This window comes from Micromonospora palythoicola (genome assembly GCF_036689795.1).
Taxonomy (GTDB): domain Bacteria; phylum Actinomycetota; class Actinomycetes; order Mycobacteriales; family Micromonosporaceae; genus Micromonospora; species Micromonospora palythoicola.
Window position 1 is genome coordinate 40,947 of the sequence record NZ_JBAGKI010000004.1, and the last position, 22,631, is coordinate 63,577.

At 71.1% G+C, this 22,631-nt stretch carries 10 protein-coding genes; 8 read left to right on the forward strand and 2 right to left on the reverse strand.

All coding sequences use genetic code 11. From position 1 onward, the window contains the following. Positions 1-46: 46 nt before the first annotated feature. Together V5O40_RS02910 and V5O40_RS02915 are read right to left on the reverse strand one after the other, a co-directional pair. Positions 47-808 (reverse strand): ABC transporter permease, encoded by a 762-nt coding sequence (locus V5O40_RS02910; RefSeq protein WP_332904004.1) that lies wholly within the window; start codon positions 806-808, stop codon positions 47-49. Beyond that, positions 805-1,758, reverse strand: a complete 954-nt coding sequence (locus V5O40_RS02915) for an ATP-binding cassette domain-containing protein (RefSeq protein WP_332904005.1) — start codon at positions 1,756-1,758, stop codon at positions 805-807. The genes V5O40_RS02910 and V5O40_RS02915 overlap by 4 nt, the downstream gene beginning before the upstream one ends. A gap of 377 nt (positions 1,759-2,135) precedes the next feature. Here V5O40_RS02915 and V5O40_RS02920 point away from each other — a divergent pair, with 377 nt between their 5' ends. From V5O40_RS02920 to V5O40_RS02955, 8 genes are all read left to right on the forward strand, one after another. After that, on the forward strand, positions 2,136-2,351 hold the full coding sequence (locus V5O40_RS02920) for an MbtH family protein (protein ID WP_269742079.1): 216 nt from the start codon (positions 2,136-2,138) through the stop codon (positions 2,349-2,351). Between the two features lie 33 nt (positions 2,352-2,384). Beyond that, a complete protein-coding gene (locus V5O40_RS02925) occupies positions 2,385-3,035 on the forward strand; it encodes an FMN-binding negative transcriptional regulator (protein ID WP_332904006.1) in 651 nt (216 codons plus the stop codon). A 130-nt stretch (positions 3,036-3,165) separates the two neighbouring features. Then, positions 3,166-3,822 (forward strand): LmbU family transcriptional regulator, encoded by a 657-nt coding sequence (locus V5O40_RS02930; protein WP_332904007.1) that lies wholly within the window; start codon positions 3,166-3,168, stop codon positions 3,820-3,822. A gap of 112 nt (positions 3,823-3,934) precedes the next feature. Beyond that, a complete protein-coding gene (locus tag V5O40_RS02935; RefSeq protein WP_332904008.1) occupies positions 3,935-5,509 on the forward strand; it encodes an amino acid adenylation domain-containing protein in 1,575 nt (524 codons plus the stop codon). A 17-nt stretch (positions 5,510-5,526) separates the two neighbouring features. Then, positions 5,527-5,757, forward strand: coding sequence for an acyl carrier protein (locus V5O40_RS02940; protein WP_332904009.1), 231 nt, complete (start codon positions 5,527-5,529; stop codon positions 5,755-5,757). A 119-nt stretch (positions 5,758-5,876) separates the two neighbouring features. Then, a complete protein-coding gene (locus tag V5O40_RS02945; RefSeq protein WP_332904010.1) occupies positions 5,877-7,064 on the forward strand; it encodes an NAD(P)/FAD-dependent oxidoreductase in 1,188 nt (395 codons plus the stop codon). Positions 7,065-7,104: 40 nt separating this feature from the next. After that, on the forward strand, positions 7,105-14,859 hold the full coding sequence (locus V5O40_RS02950; RefSeq protein ID WP_332904011.1) for an amino acid adenylation domain-containing protein: 7,755 nt from the start codon (positions 7,105-7,107) through the stop codon (positions 14,857-14,859). A 10-nt stretch (positions 14,860-14,869) separates the two neighbouring features. Continuing rightward, entirely contained in the window at positions 14,870-22,630 is a 7,761-nt protein-coding gene (locus tag V5O40_RS02955) for an amino acid adenylation domain-containing protein (protein ID WP_332904012.1), read from the forward strand. Position 22,631: the final 1 nt, after the last annotated feature.

Below are 22,631 nucleotides of genomic sequence, written 5' to 3' on the forward strand. Positions count from 1 at the left end.
TCCGCCCTGGCGCCCGGGCCCAACTACATAGTGAGGGATCGATGTGTCACGCGCGCTTGTTGAAGGTGGAGACCGACCACAGGTATCCGATGAACGCCAGCCCGAGACACCAGGCGACGGCTGCCAGCGCGCTACCGGTCGAGGGTTGGCCCATCAACAGCCCGCGCAGCGTCTCGATGATCGGGGTGAACGGCTGGTACTCCGCGAACTGCCGCATGCCGGCGCCCATCGAGTCCGCTGGCACGAACGCGCTGCTCAGGAACGGCAGCATGATCAGCGGTACGGTGGCGATGCCGGCCGACTCCACGGTCTTCGCGGCAAGCCCCAACGCCACGGTGAGCCATCCGGCCGCGAAGCCGAGCAGCACGATCACGCCGATCGCGGCGAGCCAGTCGACGGGACCGGCACTGGGGCGGAAGCCCAACCCGAAGGCAACTCCGATGATGGCGGCGCAGGCCACCAGGCAGCGCAGGGTGGTCATGATCACGTGCCCGGTCAGCACGGATCCCCGAGAGACGTCCATGACCTTGAAACGATTGATGATGCCTTTGGTCATGTCGGAGTTCACCTCCGTCGCGGTGGCCCCCAGCCCGTAGCTGACCGCCATCACGAGCAGGCCCGGTGTCGCGTAGTCGATGTAGCTGGAGCCGACGTCGAACGCGCCGCCGAACACCTTGACGAACATCAGCATGATCACGATCGGGAACAGGATCGCGTTGAACACCGTGGTCGGGTTGCGCAGGGTGTGCCGGAGGTTGCGGCGCAGCATGACGGTCGAGTCACCGAACGAGGTCGCGACAGTGCTCATCGGACGATCGCCTCCTCACGCGGGCGGCTGGTGGCGGAGTGCTCGGTCAGGGACAGGAAGACGTCGTCGAGGTCGGGGGTCCGGACGGCGAACTCCCGGAGCGTGATCGACTGCTCGTCGAGGCGGTTGAGCAGGGCCAGCAGCGACCGCGGCTCACCGTCGTGTGGCACCTGCAGGGTCAGCTCGTCGTCGTCCCGGGTGACGGCGCCCAGGATCCGGGCCGCCGCGTCGAGGTCGTGCACCTCGGCGAACCGCAGTTGCAGGTGTGCGCCGGGGACCTGGCGCTTGAGCTGCTCGGGGGTGCCCTGGGCGACCAGCCGGCCCTCGTTGAGGACCGCCACCTGGTCGGCGAGCTGATCGGCTTCCTCGAGGTACTGGGTGGTCAGGAAGATCGTGGTGCCGTCGGCGACCAACTCGCGGACGATGCTCCACATCGTGCGCCGGCTACGTGGGTCGAGGCCGGTCGTCGGCTCGTCCAGGAAGATGATGTCCGGGTTGCCGACGAGCGTCATCGCCAGGTCGAGCTTGCGTCGCATGCCGCCGGAGTAGGTCGAGGCGAGCTTGTCCGCGGCCGCCACCAGGTCGAAGCGTTCCAGCAGCCGCGTGACGACCGTGTCACCGGCACGCAGGTGCTTGAGGTCCGCGACCAGGCGCAGGTTCTCCCGGCCCGACAACAGCTCGTCCACCGCGGCGAACTGGCCGGTCACGCCGATGGCCGAGCGGACCTGCCTGGTCGCGGTCGTCACGTCGTGTCCGGCGACGTGCACCGTGCCGGCGTCGGCCCGCATCAGGGTCGTCAGGATGTTCACGGTCGTGGTCTTGCCTGCCCCGTTCGGGCCGAGCAGGGAGAAGACCGATCCCGCGGGGACGTCGAAGTCGATGCCGTCGAGGACCACCTTGTCGCCGTAGCTCTTGCGCAGTCCCGAAACAGAAACCGCTGAACGTCTCACTTCTCCACCGTCCTCGTCGTGTCCGAAACGCAGCGCGTTCGCCGTGATCGGGCACCGGCGTCCCTCTCAGGATGGTTCGGCTCAGCGTCTGCCGAGTAGTAAGCGTATTTGTCGCCAATGCGGTGTCTACGTCCCGAAGCCACCTATAGGGGTTGCCGGACGAGAATAGGGGCCGTCTCGGGCGGGAACGTTTCTGCGACAGGGGCCCCGTAAATGGTTGGGGGAGAGCCCTCCGGAACAGGGGTATCGCCATCCTTGACAGGTATCTGCGGCCGGCGCCTACGATGACCTGGCATTTATTCGGCGGCCGTTGAATGTCGGGCGTCATCTCGATTCGAACCCGAGTCATTCCGCGACGATCTCAAGGACGGTGGCACGTGAGCACGAACCCTTTCGATGACGAGAACGGCAGCTTCTACGTCCTGGTCAACGACGAGGACCAGCACTCCCTGTGGCCGGTCTTCGCCGAGGTGCCGGCTGGTTGGCGGGTCGTTTTCGGCGCGGACGTCAAGGCCGCCTGCCTGGAATACGTCGAGCAGAACTGGACCGACCTGCGCCCGCGGAGCCTACGGGAGGCCATGGCGGCGAACTGACCGTCGTCGTATCTCGCGGAGGAGTGGAGCGTCATGTTTGTGCCTCGCATGTACCGGGAGCCCGACCCACAGTGGATCGGGGAGTTGATTCGGCGGAATCCGCTGGCGTTGTTGATGACCAACGGTGCCGACGCGGACGGGCCGTTCGGCACCCACCTGCCGGTCATCGCGGATCCGGCCGCGGCCGCCCACGACTCGCCGGACCTGACCGGCACCACGCTGCTCGGCCACATGAACCGGGCGAATCCGCAGTGGAAGGCGCTGCGCACCGGCACGCCCGCGGTGCTCAGTTTCGCCGGCCCGCACGGATACGTCTCGCCGACGCTGTACCCGTTCACGCCAGCGGCGCCGACCTGGAACTACACGGCCGTGCAGCTGCGCGGCGTGATCGAGCCGATCGGGACCGCGGAGGAGACGCTGGCGGTGGTGCGGGCGACCGCGGGGACCCTGGAGGCCGAATTCGGAAACGGTTGGGACATGGCCGATTCGATGGGCCACTTCCGCCGCATTCTTCCCGGGGTTGGCGCCTTTCGTTTCACCGTCACCCGGTCCGAGGCGATTTTCAAGCTCAGTCAGGAACAGAACCGTGAGACGCAGGGTCAGGTGTGCCGACACTTTCAGGAAGCAGCCGGGGGGCAGCGCGAAGTGGCGGAGTACATGACCAGGATGGCCGAGCGCGGCTGAGCGGGCCGGGCGGCTGGAGGTTCGCTCGGGTGAACTCGCGCCGCCCGCCTCTGGTTTCGACAAGGATTGGGGGACATCAGTGAAGACCGTGGACGAATGCCGAACCAGACCGGTGAGCGCCGGCGGACCCGTGCAGCACGATCTCGTGGTCTCGTTCGTCGGCAACCAGGCGACGGTACGGAAGTCGGGAATGGTCTTCCCGCAGGGTCTGTCCGAGCGATCCTGGGAACAGATCGGCAGCAGTCTCCGCGAGCTGGCGAACTCGTCGGCCTGGTGGCTCGCCGATTGGCTGATCTTCGGAGAGGCCACCTACGGGTGGCGGCGGTACCGGGAGGCCATCGAGCGAACCGGCCTGGACTACCAGACGCTGCGCAACTACGCGTGGGTGGCCCGGCGGTTCGAGCAGGGCCGCCGGCGGGACACGCTCAGTTTCGCCCACCACGCCGAGCTGGCCCGCCTGGCACCGGCGGAGCAGGACTACTGGCTCCGCAAGGCGGAGCAGCAGAAATGGTCGCGCAACGAACTCCGCAAGGCGGTTCGGGCCAGCCTGGCCGAGCGCGGCGCGAACGCCGCACCCCCGGTCGCCGACGGCGAGCAGAGCCAGGGCGTCGTGCAGCTGCCAGAGGCGAGCGACGCCGAGAAACGCAAGGGCTCGACCACCAAGATCACGATCGAGCTGTCCGCGAACCAACTGGACTGCTACTCGAGGTTGGCCGCCGCGCGCGGTCTCTCCGTCGACGAATGGGTCACCCGTGTCCTCGACGCCGTCGATCGGCGCGTCGCCTGACGACGCCGCACCGTCCCCCTCGTGGTGATCCGGCATCCCCTCGGTCCCAAGTGGGTGATCCGCCGCTACCGGCTGCAGGCCGGCCGGCCACCCGTCACATCGGAGTAGGTTGATGATTCTTCCGGGTAAACGAGTACCGCTGCCCTCGGTGCCGGTGGTCCACCACCGGTTCGAGGCACACGCCGCGGACACTCCCGACGCCATCGCGGTCCACTGTGCCGGGCAGCGGTTGTCGTACCGAGACCTGAACGCCAGGGCCAACCAGTTCGCGCATCTGCTCGCCGAGCGCGGGCACGGCCCTGGTGCCAAGGTCGGTGTCTGCCTCGACTATTCGATCGACATGCTGGTCGCCATCCTGGGCACCCTCAAGGCGGGTGCGGCCTACGTACCGTTGGACCCGGCGTACCCGGCCGCACGCCTGCGACTGCTGTTGGGGCAGATACCGCAGCTCGCCGCGATCGTCGCCGCGCCCGCCACGGTCGAGCTGGTGGAGTGCGCGAACGCCCCGGTCATCGACCTGGCGCAGGCGTCCGACGCGCTGGCGGCGATGCCGGTGGTCAACCCGGACGTGCCGCTCACCGGCGAGGACCTCTGCTATGCGGTCTTCACCTCGGGCTCGACCGGTACGCCGAAGTTGACCGCCGTCCGGCACGAGAACTGGTTCAACCTCCTGAACTGGCTGACCCTCGAGTTCGACCTGCACCGTGGGTCGCACAACCTCGTGGTCAGCGCGTTCGGATTCGACCTCTCGCAGCGCAGCCTGATGATGCCGTTGTTCTGCGGCGCCACCCAGTACCTCATGGCCACTCGGAACTTCGACGCCGCGATGGCGTACCGGATGTTGTCCGAGCACGACATCCGGACGGTGAACTGCGCCTCGTCCACGCTCTACGTCCTGGTGGACTGGGAGGTCGCGAGCGGCGGAGACGCCCTCACCCGGCTGGACTACGTGCTGTTCGGCGGGGAGCCGCTGCACGTCGAACGCGTCCTGGAGTGGGCCAGGGCCGAGGGGAACACCTGCACCCTGCTGCACCAGTACGGCGTCGCCGAGTGCGCGGACGTCGCGACCTCGTACGACCTCGCCGACTATCGCAGCGACGAGCACGACGTCGCGCCGGTCGGCCGGCCCGGCTACAACACCGACATCCACATTCTCGACGAGCAGCTGCGCGGCATACCCACCGGGGAACCGGGCGAGATCTGCATCGCCGGACGTAGCGTCGGCGCGGGTTACCTGAACGGCTCGGGTCCCGAGTCGGCGCGATTCACCACGATCCAGATCCACGGCGCTCCGGTGCGGATCTACCGCACCGGTGACCGCGGTTACGTCACCGACACCGGTCAGCTCATCGTCCTGGGCCGGATCGACACGCAGGTGAAGGTACGCGGCATGCGCATCGATCCGCACGAGATCGAACGGGCGCTGGGCCGGCTGACCGGAGTCCGGCAGGCCGCCGTCGTGGTGAGCCCCGACGACTCCGGCGACTGCGAGCTGACCGCCTTCCTGGTGCCGACCGGTGCCGAGCTGGCCGACAACGACGTGCGTGCCCGCCTGCTGGAGTCCCTGCCGCGGAACATGGTCCCGGCCCGATTCCGCACCATCGCCCGACTGCCGTTGACGCCGCACGGGAAGGTCGACCGCGCGGCGCTGCTCGACGAGCTGCGGACCGGGTCACCGGCCCGATGACCGACGAAGGGAACGTGATGATCACCGAAAGAGTACACGCGATCTGGCGCCGCGAACTGGGGCGGGACGACGTGGCTGTCGACGACGACTTCTTCGCCCTCGGTGGCCAGTCGGTGATAATGGCCCGAATTCAGCGGTCCCTCATCGTCGAACTGGGTGTCGAGGTGCCAGTGGACCAGCTGTTCCGCAATCCGACGGTGGCGTCCATCTCGGCGTACATCGAATCCACGCGGGCCACGACCGGATAGCTGCACACACCGGCCTGCCGACGCTCGACAGCGGTTCTTCACGCGCTGTGTGAACGCTTATCTCACCCGGCCCCCGTCCGGGACCGTATCAATTGTGAAGCCTGGTTAAGAGAGGCGCCATGTACGACGTCATTGTCATAGGTGCCCGTTGCGCGGGTTCGCCGACGGCCATGCTGTTCGCGCGGCAGGGGTACCGGGTCCTGCTCCTGGAGAAGGCGAAGTTCCCGCAGGACACGCTCTCCTCGCACTACCTGCACTCGCAGGGCGTGGCGCTGCTCGACCGGTGGGGGCTGCTCGACGAGCTGCGCGCCACCGACGTCCAGCCCATCACCCACCAGGTGTACGAGGCACCCGGAGTGCGCGTGGAGGGGTTCTCCCTGCCGATCAACGGCCTGCGGACCACGTACGCGCCCCGGCGGTACGTCCTCGACCCCATCCTCGCGGCGGGTGCCGTGCGGGCCGGGGCGGAGTTCCAGCAGTCCTGCGCGGTCAACGACCTGATCTACGAGGACGACCGGGTCGTGGGGGTCAGGTACACCACGCCCGCCGGCGTGCAGACGACCGAACGGGCACGGCTCGTGGTCGGCGCGGACGGCATGCGTTCGCTCGTCGCCCGCAAGGTCGGCGCGCCGAACGTGATCGAGCACGCCCGGCTGACCTGCGTCTACTACAGCTACTGGGCCGGGGTGCCGGCGAACTTCGAGCTCTACGAGCGGCCCGGCCGCTGGATCGGCGTCGTACCCACGAACAACGACCTGACCCTGCTGATGACCTACTTCCCGCAGGCCGACTTCGGTGATGTCCGCAAGGCGGTGGAGCCCGCCTATCTGGAGGCGTTCCGCACGACGGCACCCGAGCTGTACGAGCGGATGCGGTCCGGCGAGCGGGTGGAGCAGCTGTACGGCACCGGGCACCAGGAGAACTACTTCCGCAAGGCGTACGGGCCCGGCTGGGTGCTGGTGGGCGACGCGGTCAACCACAAGGACTCCATCACCGCGCGTGGCATCACCGAGGCGTGGGTGCAGGCCCAGACGCTCACCGACTACGTCGGCGCGGACCTGCACGACGACCGGGAGCTGCGGTCGGCGCTGCGGCGTTACGAGCGCAGCCTGAGCAACGAGGCGCTCAACCACTACCAGGGCGCGCTCAACGTGGCCGAACTCAAGCCCGAGGGGCGCACGGACATGCTGCGCAAGCTGGTCGGTCACCAGGAGCACATCGATCGCTATTTCTCGACCCTGTCGGGGGCGATCTCCATCGACGACTTCTACAACGAGGAACTTCTGGCTCTGCTCGACCAGGACTGACTGACGTTCTGCTCCCCAGGTTCGCCGATTTGGAGAAACAATGATTCCGTTGTCGTTCGCGCAGCGCCGGTTGTGGTTTGTGGACCGGTTCGAGGGGCCGTCGCCGACCTATAACGGCGCTTTCGCCTTGCGGTTGACCGGTGAGCTGAACGTCGGTGCGCTGGAGTCAGCGCTCCGGGACGTCATCGACCGGCACGAGGTACTCCGTACGGTGATCGTCGAGGGCGACGACGGGATCCCGTATCAGGAGGTGCTGCCGTCCGGAGCCAGGCCCTTCGCCCTGCCGGCCGTGCAGGTCGCGGAGGCGGACCGGCCGGCGGCGGTCGACGAGGTGGCCAAGGAGACCTTCGACCTGGCCACCGACCCACCGATCCGCGCCCGGCTGCTGCGCACCGGACCTGAGGTGCACACCCTCGTCCTGGTGGTGCACCACATCGCCCTGGACGGGGAGTCGTTGGGGCCGCTGCTGCGCGATCTGAGCACCGCGTACGCGGCGCGTCGCCAGGGCCGGGCGCCGCAGTGGGAGCCGCTGCCGCTGCAGTACGCCGACTACACGCTGTGGCAGCAGGAGATGCTCGGTGACGAGTCCGACCCGGACAGCGTGGCCGCCCGGCAGTTGGCGTACTGGCGTGCGGCCCTCGACGGTCTGGCACAGCCCCTGGCGCTGCCGACGGACCGGCCCCGTCCGCGGGTGATGCGCTCGCACGGCGACCTGGTGCAGTTCCCGATCGAACCCGAGCTGCTCGCGGCCGTGCAGCGACTCGTGGCCGAGCAGGACGTCACGGTCTCGATGGTCATGCACTCCGCGCTGGCGGTGCTGCTGCGCCACCTGGGCTGCGGCGACGACGTGCCGATCGGCGCGCCCATCGCCGGCCGGGTCGACGAGGAGCTGCGTGACCTGGTCGGGTTCTTCGTCAACACCTGGGTGCTGCGGGTCGACCTCAGCGGCAACCCGACCTTCCGTCAGCTGCTCGACCGGGTGCGTGATCGCTGCCTGGGCGCCTACGACAACCAGGACCTTCCGTTCGAACGACTGGTGGAGCTGCTGAACCCGGACCGCTCCACCGCGTACCACCCGTTCTTCCAGGTGATGCTCGCCTGGCAGGAACCCCTGGGCGAGCTCCGTTTCGCCGGTCTGCGGACCGAGTCGGAGACCCTGGAGACGGGAACGGCCAAGTTCGACCTGTTCTTCAACATCATCCCGGACGGTTCCGGTGGCGCCGGCGTCCGCCTGGAGTACGCCACCGACCTGTTCGACCGGCAGACGGTCGAGGACGTCGCCGCCCGCTTCACCCGCGTGCTGCGCCAGCTCGTCGCCGACCCGGACCGCGACGTCGACCGGACCGACGTGCTCGCGCCGGCCGAACGCGACAGGTTGCTCACCCGGTTCAACGACACCGCCACGACCGTCGACGAGCAGACGATCCCGGAGCTGGTCCGGCTTCAGACCGCCCGCACCCCGGACGCGGTGGCGGTCGTGTCTGCCGGCCGGACGCTCACCTACCGCGAACTCGACGACCGGGCCGAGCGTCTCGCCCGGGAACTGCGGCGGCGCGGGGCCACCCCGGAGGACCTGGTCGTGCTGGCGGTGCCGCGCTCGGCGGACCTGGTGGTCGGCCTCCTCGGGATCCTCAGGTCCGGTGCCGGGTACCTGCCGATGGACACGCGGTACCTGGGCGCCCGGGCCGCGGGCGTACTGGCCGAGGCGCGTCCGCGTTTCGCCGTCACCGACACCGCGACCTCGGCGGAGCTGCCTTGCGACGACATGTCGGTGGTCAACCTCGACGAAAGCGACAAGTGGGCCGCGCCCGACGGGACCACCCCGGTGCGGCCGCCGGCCGCCGACAACCTCGCGTACGTCATGTACACCTCGGGCTCCACCGGCCGGCCGAAGGGCGTCGCGATCACCCACCGCAACGTCGTCAACGGGGTGCGGGCGTTGACCCGCCGCCTGGACGCGCCACCCGGCTGGCGGATGCTCGCCGGCACCTCGGTCAACTTCGACGTCTCGGTCTTCGAGCTGCTCACCACGTTGTCCACCGGCGGCACCGTCGAGGTGGTGCCCGACGCGCTGGCACTCGCCGAGCGCGACGGCTGGGACGGGCACGTGGTCAGCGCGGTGCCGTCGGTGCTCGGCGAACTGACCGCCCACCTGGACCGGGCACCGAACGTCCGGACCGTCGTGCTCGCCGGTGAGGTGCTGCCCGGCCGCCTGATGCGGCAGATCCGCGAGGTCCGGCCCGACGTGCAGATCGTCAACTCGTACGGGCAGAGCGAGAGCTTCTACGCCACCACCTTCTCCCTGCCCGCGAACCAGGACTGGACGCACAGCGACGTCGCGCCCATCGGCACCCCGCTGGACAACGTGCGCGCCTACGTGCTGGGTCCGGGACTCGTGCCGGTACCGCAGGGGGTGCTCGGTGAGCTGTACGTCGCCGGCGCCTCGCTCGGGCGCGGCTACCACGGCCAACCGGGCCTGACCGCCGAACGCTACGTGGCCAACCCGTTCGGCCCGGCCGGCGAGCGGATGTACCGCACCGGCGACCTGGTCCGCTGGCGGGCCGACGGCCAACTGGAGTGCGTCGGTCGCGACGACAGCCAGGTCAAGGTGCGCGGTTTCCGCATCGAGACGGCCGAGGTGGAGGCGGCCTGCACGCAGCATCCCGGCATCAGCGAGGCCGTCGTGATCACCCGCGAGGTCCCCGGCGGCGGTCGGCGGCTCGTCGCCTACGTGGTCCACACCGGCGACGGTGGGGTCGGCGACGACGGTGCCGGCGGCATCGGCGACGTCGACGTGCAGGCCGGCGCCTCCGCGGCCGAGCTGCGCGAGTTCGTCGCGGCCCGGCTGCCCGACTACATGGTGCCGTCGGCCTTCGTCGCCCTGAGCCGACTTCCGGTCGGCCCGACCGGCAAGTTGGACCGCGCTGCCCTGCCCGAACCGGAGTTCTCCGGCGGGACCTACCGGGCGCCGCGCACCGAGGCCGAGTCGATCATCGCCACGGCGTACGCGGACGTGCTCGGGGTCGACCGGGTCGGTATCGACGACGACTTCTTCGGCATCGGCGGGGACAGCCTGCGCTCGATCCAGGTGGTCGCCCGGGCCCGGGCGCGTAACCTGCACCTCACCACCCGGGAGATCTTCGAGGGCCGCACCGTGGCCCGGCTCGCCGAGCTGGCGAGCGCCCGAAGTGACCGCACCCCCGCGCTCGTCGAGCACGCCGGTGGCGGCGTCGGCCCGATGGTGCTGCCCCCGGTGGCCCGGCAGGTGTTCGAACACGGCGGCGCGATCGACCGCTTCGCCATGGCCATGACGCTCGAGCTGCCGGTCGGCATCGACGCGGACGGGCTGACCGCGACGCTGGACGCCGTCCTCGACCGGCACGACCTGCTGCGTGCGCGGCTGGTCCGCGACGGCGACCTCAGCCTCGACGTCCGCCCACCGGGCAGCGTACGAGCCGGCGACCTGCTGCACCCGGTCGCCTGCGACGGCAACTGGGCGGCGCCGTCCGCGCTGGCGCGGGCGCAGGCGGAACTGCAGACCGCGCTCGATCGGCTCGACCCGGAAGCCGGGATCATGGCCGACTTCGTCTGGTTCGCCGCGACCGACGGCACCGGCCGACTGCTCGTCGTGCTGCACCACCTGGTCGTGGACGGTGTCTCCTGGCGCATCCTGATGTCGGACCTCGCCGAGGCGTGGCACCACGTCCGCGCCGGACGCCCGGCCGACCTGCCCGCGGTGGGCACGTCGGCTCGCCGGTGGACCGCCGCCCTGGCCGACGAGGCGCTCTCCCCGCAGCGGGAAACCGAGTTGGCGTACTGGCGTGACCTGCTGGAGCTGCCGAACCCGCCGCTGGGACAGCGGATGTTCGACCCGGCGGTGGACCTGATGGGCACCGTCGACACCGTGCGGCTGCGGCTGCCCGCCGAGGTCACCGACGTCGTGCTGACCGAGCTGCCGGCGGCCTTCCGGGCGACCGGGACCGATGTGCTGCTCGCCGCGCTGGCCCTGGCCCTCGACCGGTGGCGCGGTGCGCCGCAACCCACCGTGGTTCGGCTGGAGGGGCACGGCCGCGAGGAGGACGTGGTGCCCGGTGCGGACCTGTCCCGGACCATGGGGTGGTTCACCAGCATGTACCCGGCCCGGGTGGCGGTACCCGGGGTCGACCTCGCCGACGTGCTGGTCGGCGGTCCGGCCGCCGGTACGGCGATCAAGCTGGTCAAGGAGCAGTTGCGCGAGGTTCCCGACAAGGGGCTGGGCTACGGACTGCTGCGCTACCTCAACCCGGAGACCGGGGAGCAACTTGCCGACTACCCGCCACCGCAGATCGGCTTCAACTACCTCGGCCGGATCTCCGACACGGACGTGCCCGAACACCTGCGTGCCCACGGGTGGGTGCCGGCGTCCTGGTCCACCGAGCTGATCGCGATGCCCGATCCGGACCTGCCCGCCCTGTCCGCACTGGAGGTCAACTCGGTCGCCGTGGACACCGCCGACGGCACCCAGCTGCAGACGATCTTCATGTTCCCGTCCGGGGTGTTGTCCCGGGAGCGGGTCACCGAACTGGCCGACCTGTGGGCCGACGTGCTGCGGGGCATGGCCGCGTACGCCGCCCGTACGCCCGTCGGTGGCCTCACTCCCTCGGACGCCCCGCTGGTCTCGGTCCGGCAGGACGAGATCGAGGGCTGGGAGCAGCGCTACGGCCGGCTGGCCGAGGTGTGGCCGCAGGCACCGGGCCAGTCCGGCATCCAGTTCCAGGCCGCGCTCGCCGACGACACCTTCGACGTCTACCACATGCAATTCGTGCTGCACCTGTCCGGACCCGTCGAGCCCACGAGGATTCGGTCGGCCGGACAGGCGTTGCTGCGCAGGTACCCGAACCTGCGCTCCGCGTTCCTCACCGCGACCGACGGCGATCCCGTCCAGGTCGTACCGGAACACGTCGCCCTGCCCTGGCGGCACATCGACCTGACGGGGCAGGGCGACGCGGAACAGAACGCCGCGCTGGACCGCCTGCTGGCCGAGGACCGGGCCGACCGGCTCGACCCCACCCGGCCGCCGCTGCTGCGCCTGGCCCTGCTCACCTGCGGACCGCAGCGGGCCAAGCTGGTCATCACGGCCCACCACACCCTGTTCGACGGTTGGTCGTCACCTCTGGTGATCAAGGATCTGGTCCAGCTCTACGCCGACAACCAGGCGCTGCCACCGGTGCGCGACTACGGCGACTACCTGGCCTGGCTGTCCCGCCAGGACCGCGAGGAGTCGGCCGCCCGGTGGCAGGCCGAACTCGCCGGCTTCGACCAGCCGACCATCGTGGCACCGGACACCCCGATCGCCGAGGAGGCCTCCGCTCTCGGGCGCGTCGAGGTGCCGTTCTCGATCGACCAGGGACGCGAGCTCGCCGGGCGGGCCGCGCAGCTCGGGGTCACCCTGAACACCCTGCTGCAGGGCGCGTGGGCGATCCTGCTGTCGAAGCTGACCGGCCGGCCGGACGTGGTGTTCGGCGCCGCGGTCAACGGTCGCCCGGCGGAACTGACCGGCTCCGACGAGATGGTCGGCCTGTTCATCAACACCCTGCCGACCAGGGCCCACTGCCGGCCGTACGACAGCATCGGCGAGGTCGTCACCGAGCTGCAGAACCGGCAGGTCGCGCTGCTCGACCACCACTACTACGGGCTGGCCGACATCCAGCGGGGCACCGGGCTGCCCGCCCTGTTCGACACGATCGTCGTGTTCGAGAACTATCCGATCGACCGGGTCGGCATCGTCGAGGCGAACACCGCCGCCGGTTTCACCATCGACCGCATCCGGCCGCTCGCCGGCTCGCACTACCCGCTGACGCTCAACTCCTCCGACCCCTATCTGCGGCTCTCCCTCGACTACCAGACCAACCTGTTCGACCGGGACGCGGCCGAGGTGATCGCCGCGCGACTCGTCCGGGTGCTGGAGCAGATGCTCGACGACCCGACGACCGCCGTCGGCGCCGTGGACGTGCTCTCCGACCACGAGCGGGACTGGTTGCTGCGGAAGGTCAACGACACCGCACACCCGGTGCCCGCGGACACGCTTCCCGGCGCGTTCGAGGCCCAGGTGGAACGCGACCCGGACCGGCTGGCGCTGATCCACGAGCGGGAGAACCTGACGTACGGCGAGTTCAACCGGCGCGCCAACCAGTTGGCGCACTGGCTGGTCGACCAGGGCGCCGGACCCGAGCAGCTGGTCGCGGTGCGGATTCCCCGCTCGGTGGACCTGCTGGTCGCGATCTACGCGGTGGTCAAGGCCGGCGCGGCCTATCTGCCGCTGGACACCGAGCTACCGGCCGACCGGGCCCGCAAGGTGTTGGACAGCGCGCGGCCGCTGCTGGTGCTCGACCAGGACCTGCCCGACGTGTCCGGCCACCCGACGGAGAACCCACGGCGCACGCTGTCGCCCGACCACGCCGCGTACGTCATCTACACCTCCGGCTCGACCGGTGTGCCCAAGGGCGTGCAGGTGACGCACCGGGCGATCATGAACCGGCTCAGGTGGGGCCTGGCGCACTTCGACGTCGGCGCCGAGGACCGCGTGCTGCTGAGCACCACCGCGAGCTTCGACGTGTCGGTGCCGGAGCTGTTCGCAGCGCTACAGGTCGGCGCCGCCGTCGTGATCGCCCGGCCGGACGGACGCCGGGACCCCGCCTACCTCAGTGACCTGATCCAGCGGGAACGGGTGACGGGAGCGGACTTCGTGCCCTCCCTCCTGGACGCCTTCCTCACCGAGCCCACGGCCAAGGAGTGCGACAGCCTGCGCTGGATCGAGGTCGCGGGGGAGGCGTTCCCCGCCGCCCTGGCCAACGCGGCGGTCGACCTGCTGCCCGGCTGCGAGGTGCACAACCTGTACGGTCCGACCGAGGCCGCGGTCGAGGTCACGGCGTGGCGGCACGTGCCGGGCGCGGACCGGGTGCCCATCGGCGCGCCGGTGTGGAACACCCAGGTGTACGTGCTCGACGGGTCGCTGCGCCCGGTCGCGCCCGGAGTGGTCGGCGAGTTGTACCTCGCCGGCGCCGGGCTGGCCCGCGGCTACCTGGGACAGACCGGGCTGACCGCCGGCCGGTTCGTCGCCTGTCCGTTCGGCGCCCCCGGGTCCCGGATGTACCGCACCGGCGACCTGGTGTGCTGGAACCAGGACGGCCAGATCGAGTACCTCGGTCGGTCCGACTTCCAGGTCAAGGTTCGCGGGTTCCGCATCGAGCTGGGCGAGATCGAGCAGGTGCTCACCGCACTCCCGCAGGTCGGCACCGCGGTGGTGGTGCTGCGCGAGGACCGCCCCGGCGACCAACGGCTCGTCGCGTACGTCGTACCGGCCACCGCGGCCGCGGACGCCGCGCGGCTGGACCTGACGGCGCTCACCGAGCAGGCCCGGCAGAGCCTGCCCGAGTACATGGTCCCCTCGGCGATCGTCCCGCTGGACGGACTTCCCCTGACGTCGAGCGGCAAGCTCGACCGCAACGCACTTCCCGCCCCGGAGCAGTCCACCGCCGCGACCGGGCGGGGACCGCGTGACCACACCGAGGAGGTCCTCTGCCGGCTCTTCGCCGAACTGCTCGGGGTGGACGAGGTCGGCATCGACGTCGACTTCTTCGAGCACGGCGGCCACTCCCTGCTGGCCACTCGCCTGATCGGCCGCATCCGCAAGGAGCTCAAGGTCGACGTCAAGGTCACCATGGTCTTCCGCAGTCCGACTGTCGCCCAGCTGGCGGCGCAGATCGAGAAGCTCTCCACCTCAAGTCGCCCTCAGCTGCGCCCGATGAACGTGTAGGAGTGCGTCGATGATCCCGTTGTCCTTCGCCCAACGCCGGATGTGGTTCCTCCACCGCCTGGAGGGCGCGTCCGCGACGTACAACATCCCGTTCGTCCTGCGCCTGAGTGGGCCACTGGACACGGCGGCGCTGTGCGCGGCCTTCACCGATGTCATCGCCCGGCACGAGAGCCTGCGTACCCTCATCGTCGAGAACGCGGACGGCACCCCCGAACAGCGGGTGCTGTCACCCGAGGAGGCGGTCTTCCAGAGCCGGTTCCTCACCGTCGCCCGCGACGCCTCGCACGCCGCGGTGCAGGCCGCGGTACGCCAGGGGTTCGACCTGCAGACGCAGATTCCGCTGCGGGCCACCATCTTCCAGGAGGCTCCGCAGGAGCACCTGGTGGCGTTCGTGTTCCACCACATCGCCGCGGACGGGGCGTCGATGGGGCCGTTCCTGCGGGACCTGGTGACGGCGTACTCGACCCGGCTGCGGGGTGCCGCACCACAGTGGGCCCCGCTGCCGGTGCAGTACAAGGACTACACGATCTGGCAGCAACAGCTGCTCGGTGACGAGTCCGACCCCGACAGCATCGCCGCCGCGCAGGTCGAGTACTGGCGTGCGGAGCTGGCCGACGTGCCGCAACCGTTGCACCTGCCGCTGGACCGGCCGCGTCCGACGGCCGCCAGCCACCAGGGCGGTCACGTCGACTTCGAGCTGGACGAGGAACTGCTCACCGGAGTCGCCAAGATCGCCGCGCAGCACGGCGGCACGGCCCCGATGGTCGCCCAGGCCGCGCTGGCGGTGCTGCTGCACCATCTCGGCGCCGGCAACGACCTGACGATCGGCAGCCCGATCGAGGGGCGCGCCGACGAGCAACTCGACGACCTGATCGGCTTCTTCGCCAACACCTGGGTGCTGCGCGTCGACCTGTCCGGCAACCCGACGTTCGAGGATCTGCTCAGGCAGGTCCGGGACCGGGCCCTGGCCGCCTACGACAACCAGGACGTACCGTTCGAGCGTCTGGTGGAGCTGCTGAGCCCGGACCGGACCACCGCCTACCAGCCGCTGTTCCAGGTGATGCTGGCCTGGCAGTTCGAATGGGCGCAGGTCGAGCTTCCGGGGCTGCGGGTCACCCCGGTACCGGCGGGCACCGGGACCGCGAAGTTCGACCTCTTCTTCAACATCGTCCCGGCCCCGGCCGGCGGTGCCTACGGGCGGCTGGAGTACGCGACCGAGCTGTTCGACCCGGCCACGGCCGAGCACCTGGTCGACCGCTATCTGCGGGTGCTGCGGCAGGTGGTCGCCGATCCCGCGGCGCGACTCGCGGCGGTGGACCTGCTCACCGACGCCGAGCGGGACCGGCTGGCCCGGCTGAACCGGACGACGGCACCGGTGCCGGACGCCACGGTCGCGGAACTGGTCGCCGCCCAGGTGGTCCGCACCCCGGACGCGACGGCGGTGGTGTGCGGACCGACCACGGTGTCGTACCGGGAACTCGATGTCCGCGCGAGCCGGCTGGCCGCGCTGCTGCGGCAGCGCGGTGTCGGACCGGACACCGTGGTCGCCGTGGCCCTGCCACGATCGGTGGACCTGGTGGTCACGCTGCTGGGCGTGCTCAAGGCCGGCGGGGCCTACCTGCCGGTCGACCCGGCCTATCCGGCCGGACGGGTCGCCCTCCTGCTCGAGGCCGCCCGACCGGCCCTGGTGGTGACCGACGCCGCGACGGCGACGGTGGTCACCGGCGCGCCGTCGGTGCTGCGGCTCGACGACCTGTGCCTGGACGGCCCGGCGGCGCAGCTGCCGGAGACCGGTGTGCGGCCGGATCATCTCGCGTACGTGATGTTCACCTCCGGGTCGACCGGCGTGCCCAAGGGGGTCGCGGTCACCCACGGCGGTGTGGTCAACGGCGTGTGGGACCTGCGCCGCCGGGTGGGGGTCGAGGCGGGCTCCCGGATGCTGGCGGCGACGTCGGTGAACTTCGACGTCTCGGTGTTCGAGATCTTCACCGCGCTGACCACCGGCGCGAGCATCGAGATCGTCCGTGACGTGCTCGAACTCGCCGAACGTGGCGGCTGGTCGGGAACCACCGTCAGCGCCGTGCCCACGGTGTTCTCCGCCCTGCTGGATCAGCTCGGTTCGGGCCCTGCGGCACGTCCCGCGCTCGACGTGGAAACCGTCGTGTTCGCCGGTGAGGCGCTCTCGGCGGATCTGGTTCACGACGTCCGGCGGGCCCTGCCCGGCGTCCGCGTCGTCAACGCGTACGGGCAGACGGAGAGCTTCTACGCCACCACCTACCCGGTTCCGCCGCAGCTGGCCGGCGCCGAAGCGGTGCCGATCGGAGCGCCCCTGGCCAACATGCGCGCCTACGTGCTGGGGCCCGAACTCGCTCCGGTCGCGCCCGGCGTGATCGGTGAGCTGTACGTCGGTGGCCGGCTCGCCCGCGGCTACCACCGCGACGGCGGGTCGACCGCCGAGCGGTTCGTCGCCTGCCCCTTCGGCCCGGCCGGTGCGCGCATGTACCGGACCGGCGACCTGGCCCGGTGGGACGACGACGGTCACCTGCGGTACGCGGGACGCGTCGACACGCAGGTGAAGGTGAACGGCATCCGGGTCGAGCCGACCGAGATCGAGGCCGTCCTCGCCCGGCACCCCGAGGTCGGCCGGGCGGCGGTGACCGTGTGCGAGGACCACAGCGGCCGGGCCCGGCTCGTCGGCTACGTGGCGCCGCCGGAGAGCCCCACCGGTAGCGCTGCGCGACGGGTGGCCGACCTGTCCCAGGCGCAGCTGCGCGCGTTCGCGGCCGACCGGCTGCCGGACTACCTGGTCCCGACCCAGTTCGTGGTGCTGGACCGGCTGCCGTTGACGGCGAGCGGAAAGCTGGACCGGGGCGCGTTGCCCGTGCCGGAGTTCACCGGCACCGAGCATCGGGCGCCACGCAGCGCGGTGGAGCAGCTGCTGGCCGAGGTGTACGCCGACGTCCTCGGCGCCGGGCCGGTGGGCATCGACGACGACTTCTTCACCAGCGGCGGCGACAGTATCCGTTCCATCCAGGTCGCCGCGCGGGCCAAGACGCGTGGGCTGGTCGTCAGCCCACGGGAGATCTTCGAGCACCGCACCGTCGCCCGGCTCGCCGAACTGGTCGACGGCCGGGCGGACGAGGAGCCGGTGACCCTGGCCGAGCTTCCGGGCGGCGGCGTGGGCTGGGCGCCGTTGCCGCCGACGGCGGCGCACGTGCTCGCGCTGGGCGGGGGTGTCGGCCGGTTCTGCATGTCCGCGATGCTCACCCTGCCCGAGGGCATCGACCGGGCCGGACTCGTCGCGACGCTGCAGGCCGTGCTGGACCGGCACGACGTGCTGCGGTCCCGGCTCGACCGGGCCGGGTCGGGCCTCGTCATGGCGGCCGTGGGCACCGTGGACGCCGACGTGTTGCTGCGCGACGTCGTCCTGGGCGACGCCGATGCGCGGGTGGAGTTGGACGCGGCCGCGGACCGGCTGGACCCGGACGCGGGCGTGATGGCCCAGTTCGTGCGATTCACCTCCGACACGGACGTGGACCGGCTGCTGATCGTGCTGCACCACCTGGTCGTCGACGGGGTGTCGTGGCGGATCCTGGTCCCGGACCTGGCAGCCGCCTGGCAGCGGATCAGTGGCGGCCGGCCCATCCCACCGGCGGCGGTGGGCACCTCGCTACGGCGGTGGATGTGCGGGCTGGCCGATGCCGCGACCAGCCCGCAACGAGTGGCGGAACTGCCCGTCTGGCAGGAGATCCTGCGGGCCGACGAGCCGGTGCTGGGCGCCCGTCCGCTCGATCCGGCCCGCGACGTCGCGGCCACCGTGGACACGTTGCGCGTCCAGGTGCCGCCGGAGGTCACGCAGACCCTGCTGACCACCGTGCCCACGGTGTTCCGGGCCGGTGTGGACGCCGGCCTGCTGGCCGGCCTGGCGCTGGCGCTGAGCCGCTGGCGTGCGACCCGGGGCGGGTCGGGCACCTCGACGCTGGTGCGGCTGGAGGGGCATGGCCGGGCCGAACACGTGGTCCCCGGCGCCGACCTGTCGAGCACCGTCGGCTGGTTCACCGCGATGTTCCCGGTGCGGCTGGACCTGGCGGGCGTCGACGTGATGGACGCGTTCGCCGGTGGTCCGGCCGCCGGCCGGGCGATCAAGGCGGTCAAGGAGCAGCTACGGGCCGTGCCGGACAACGGCACGGGTTACGGCCTGCTGCGCCACCTGAACCCGGACACCGCGAGCGCACTGGCCGGGGCACGTGAGCCGCAGATCGGTTTCAACTACCTGGGCCGCTCCTCCGGCGCGGACATCCCGGAGCACCTGCGCGGCCTGGGTTGGGCGCCGGACACCGCGTACCGGGATCTGATCGCCGCACCGGACCCGGACATGCCGGCGTTGTCGGCGCTGGAGATCAACGCTGTCGCCGCGAGCACCGCCGACGGTGACGAGTTGACCGCCTACTTCGGTTTCCCCACCGGCGTGCTCGACCGCGACGAGGTGACCGAACTGGCCGGGCTGTGGGTCGACGCGCTGACCGCCCTGGCGCGCCACGCCACCACCCCCGACGCCGGGGGGCTGACCCCGAGCGACGCGCCCCTGGTCGCGGTGAGCCAGGCGGAGATCGACGCGTGGGAGAACCGTTTCGGTGCGCTGGCCACCGTCTGGCCGACCACGCCGGTGCAGTCCGGGATGTTGTTCCACACCATGCTGGCCGGGTCGTCGTTCGACGCGTACCACATGCAGCTGGTCTTCCACCTGTCCGGCGCGGTCGACCCGGAGCGGATGCGCCGGGCCGCGCAGGCGTTGCTGGGACAGCACGCCAGCCTCCGGGCCGCCTTCGTCGACCGTGCGGACGGCGGGGTGGTGCAGGTGGTGCCGCAGGAGGTGGCCCTGCCGTGGCAGTACCACGACCTGACCACGTTCGGCGAGGCGGAGCGGACCGACAGGTTCGAGCGCTTCCTCGCCCACGACCGGTCCGCGCACTTCGACGTGGGCAGCCCACCGCTGATCCGGATGGCCCTGGTCGTCACGACACCGGGCCGCGCGGAACTGGTGCTGACCGCCCACCACGTGCTGATCGACGGTTGGTCCATGCCGCTGCTGATGCGGGACCTGCTGCTGCTCTACGCCTCCGGCGGCGACCCGGCCGGGTTGCCCGCGTCCGGTGACTTCGGTGAGTTCCTGCGCTGGCGCGCCCAGCAGGACGACGCGGAGTCCGCGCGGGTGTGGGCGGCCGAGCTGGCCGGGATCGAGGAACCCACCCTGTTCGCTCCCGGCTCGGACCAGGTGGCCGTCGAGGGGGTCGGTCAGCTCGCCGTCGCGCTCGACCCGGACGAGGCGCAGGCCCTCGTCCGGCGGGCAGCCGAGTGGGGCATCACCGTCAACACCCTGGTTCAGGGTGCCTGGGCGCTGCTGCTCGGCCAGCTCACCGGCCGCCGGGACGTGTTGTTCGGCGCGACCGTCTCCGGGCGTCCGCCCGCGGTGTCCGGTGTCGACTCGACGGTCGGCATGTTCATCAACACCCTTCCGGTACGCGTCGAGTACGCGCCCGGCGACACCGTCGCGGCGGTCCTCACCCGGCTGCAGGGTCGGCAGGCCCGCCTGCTGGAGCACCACTACTACGGGTTGACCGAGATCCAGCAGGCGGTCGGCCTGCCGTCGCTGTTCGACACGCTCGTAGTCTTCGAGTCCTACCCGGTCGACCGGGACGCGCTCGACGCCGCCACCGACGCCGCGGACGGTGTCGCCTTCACCGGGCTGCGCCCGTCGACGGCCACCAACTATCCGCTGACCCTGATGGCGGCGGCGGATCCGCAGCTCCAACTGCTCCTGCAGTACGCGCGGGGTGTCTTCGGCCCGGAGGTGGTGCAGACGTTGGCGGCGCGTCTCGCCCGGGTGCTGCGGCACATGGTGGCCACCCCGAGCCTGACCGTCGCGCAGCTCGACATCCTGGACCCGGCGGAACGCCACCTGCTGCTCACCGAGGTCAACGACACGGCCACGCCGACGCCGCGGACCACGATCGTCGGGCTCGTCGAGGCCCAGGCGGCGCGGACCCCGGACGAGGTCGCCGTTGTCGCCGGGGGCGAGTCGCTCACGTACCGCGAGTTGACCGCCCGGGCCGCCCGCCTGGCGGACGAGCTGTCCGGCCGCGGCGTGGGTCCGGAGTCGGTGGTGGCGGTGTCGCTGCCGCGCTCGGCGGATCTGGTCGTCGCCCTGCTGGCGATCCTGCGGGCGGGCGGCGCGTACCTGCCGGTCGACCCCCGGTATCCCAGCGCCCGCACCGCCGCCATCCTCGGGGAGGCCCGGCCCTGCCTGGTCCTGACCGACTCCGCGACGGTCGCGGTGCTGCCGGAGCACGACGCGCCGGACGTCCTGCTCGACACGCTCGACCTGACCGGCGAGCACACCGGTGGTGAACCGCGGGTCCAGGCACAGCAGCTGGCGTACGTGATGTACACCTCCGGCTCCACGGGCCGGCCCAAGGGGGTGGCCATCACGCACGCCAACCTGGTCAACGGGGTGCTGCGGCTCGCCTCCCGGGTGGGCCTGGCGCCCGGCAAGCGGCTGCTCGCCGGCACCTCGGTGAACTTCGACGTCTCGGCGTTCGAGATCTTCACGACCCTGGCCTCCGGCGGCGTCGTCGAGGTGGTCCGGGACGTGCTGGCCCTGGCCGAGCCGGCGGGTTGGCACGGCAGCGTCATCTCCACCGTGCCGTCCGCCTTCGCCGAACTCGTCGGCGAGATCGCCGGCCGGACCAGCGTGGAGACCGTGGTCTTCGCCGGTGAGGCCCTCCCCGTCTCGCTGGTGGAGAAGACCCGGCAGGCCTTCCCCGGGGTACGTGTGGTGAACGCCTACGGGCAGAGTGAGTCGTTCTACGCCACCACCTGCACGGTCGCCGAGGACGCGGCGCACCCGGCGGGGAGCGTGCCGATCGGCACGCCGCTGGGCAACATGCGGGCCTACGTCCTGGGCCCGGGCCTGGCGCCGGTACCGCCGGGGGTGGTCGGCGAACTGTACGTCGGCGGCAGCGTCGGTCGTGGCTACCACGGCCGGGCCGGCCTGACCGCCGAGCGCTTCGTCGCCGATGCCTTCGGCCCGCCCGGTGCCCGGATGTACCGCACCGGCGACCTGGCCCGGTGGAACGACGACGGGCAACTGGAGTACGCGGGCCGGGGTGACGCCCAGGTGAAGGTGCGCGGCTTCCGGATCGAGCCGGGCGAGGTCGAGACGGTTGTCGGCGCGCACCCGGCGGTCGACCAGGCCGTCGTGGTGTCCCGGCCGGGCGCGGGCACCGGCGCCCGGCTCGCCGCCTACGTCGTGGCCGCGGGCGAGGTCGACGCCGCGGAACTCGGCCGGTACACCGCCGAGCGGTTGCCGGAGTTCATGGTGCCCGCCGCCTTCGTGCTGCTGGACCGGCTGCCGTTGCTGGCCAACGGCAAGCTCGACCGGTCCGCGCTGCCCGAGCCGGAGTTCGGCGGAACCGACTACCGGGGGCCGCGCACCCCACGGGAGGAGTGCCTGACCAGGCTCTTCGCCGAGGTGCTGGGGTTGGAGCGGGTCGGCGTCGACGACGATTTCTTCGATCTGGGCGGGCATTCGCTGCTCGCCACCCGGCTGATCAGCCGGGCCCGGGCGGAGACCGGCGCGGAGATCCCCATCCGCACGATCTTCGACCGGCCCACGGTGGCCGCGCTCGCCGAATGGCTGGACCGGGCGGGACTGGAAGCACCGGCAGCTCCGCGTCGCCCTCGCTTGCGCAAGATGACCGTAGAGGAGTAAG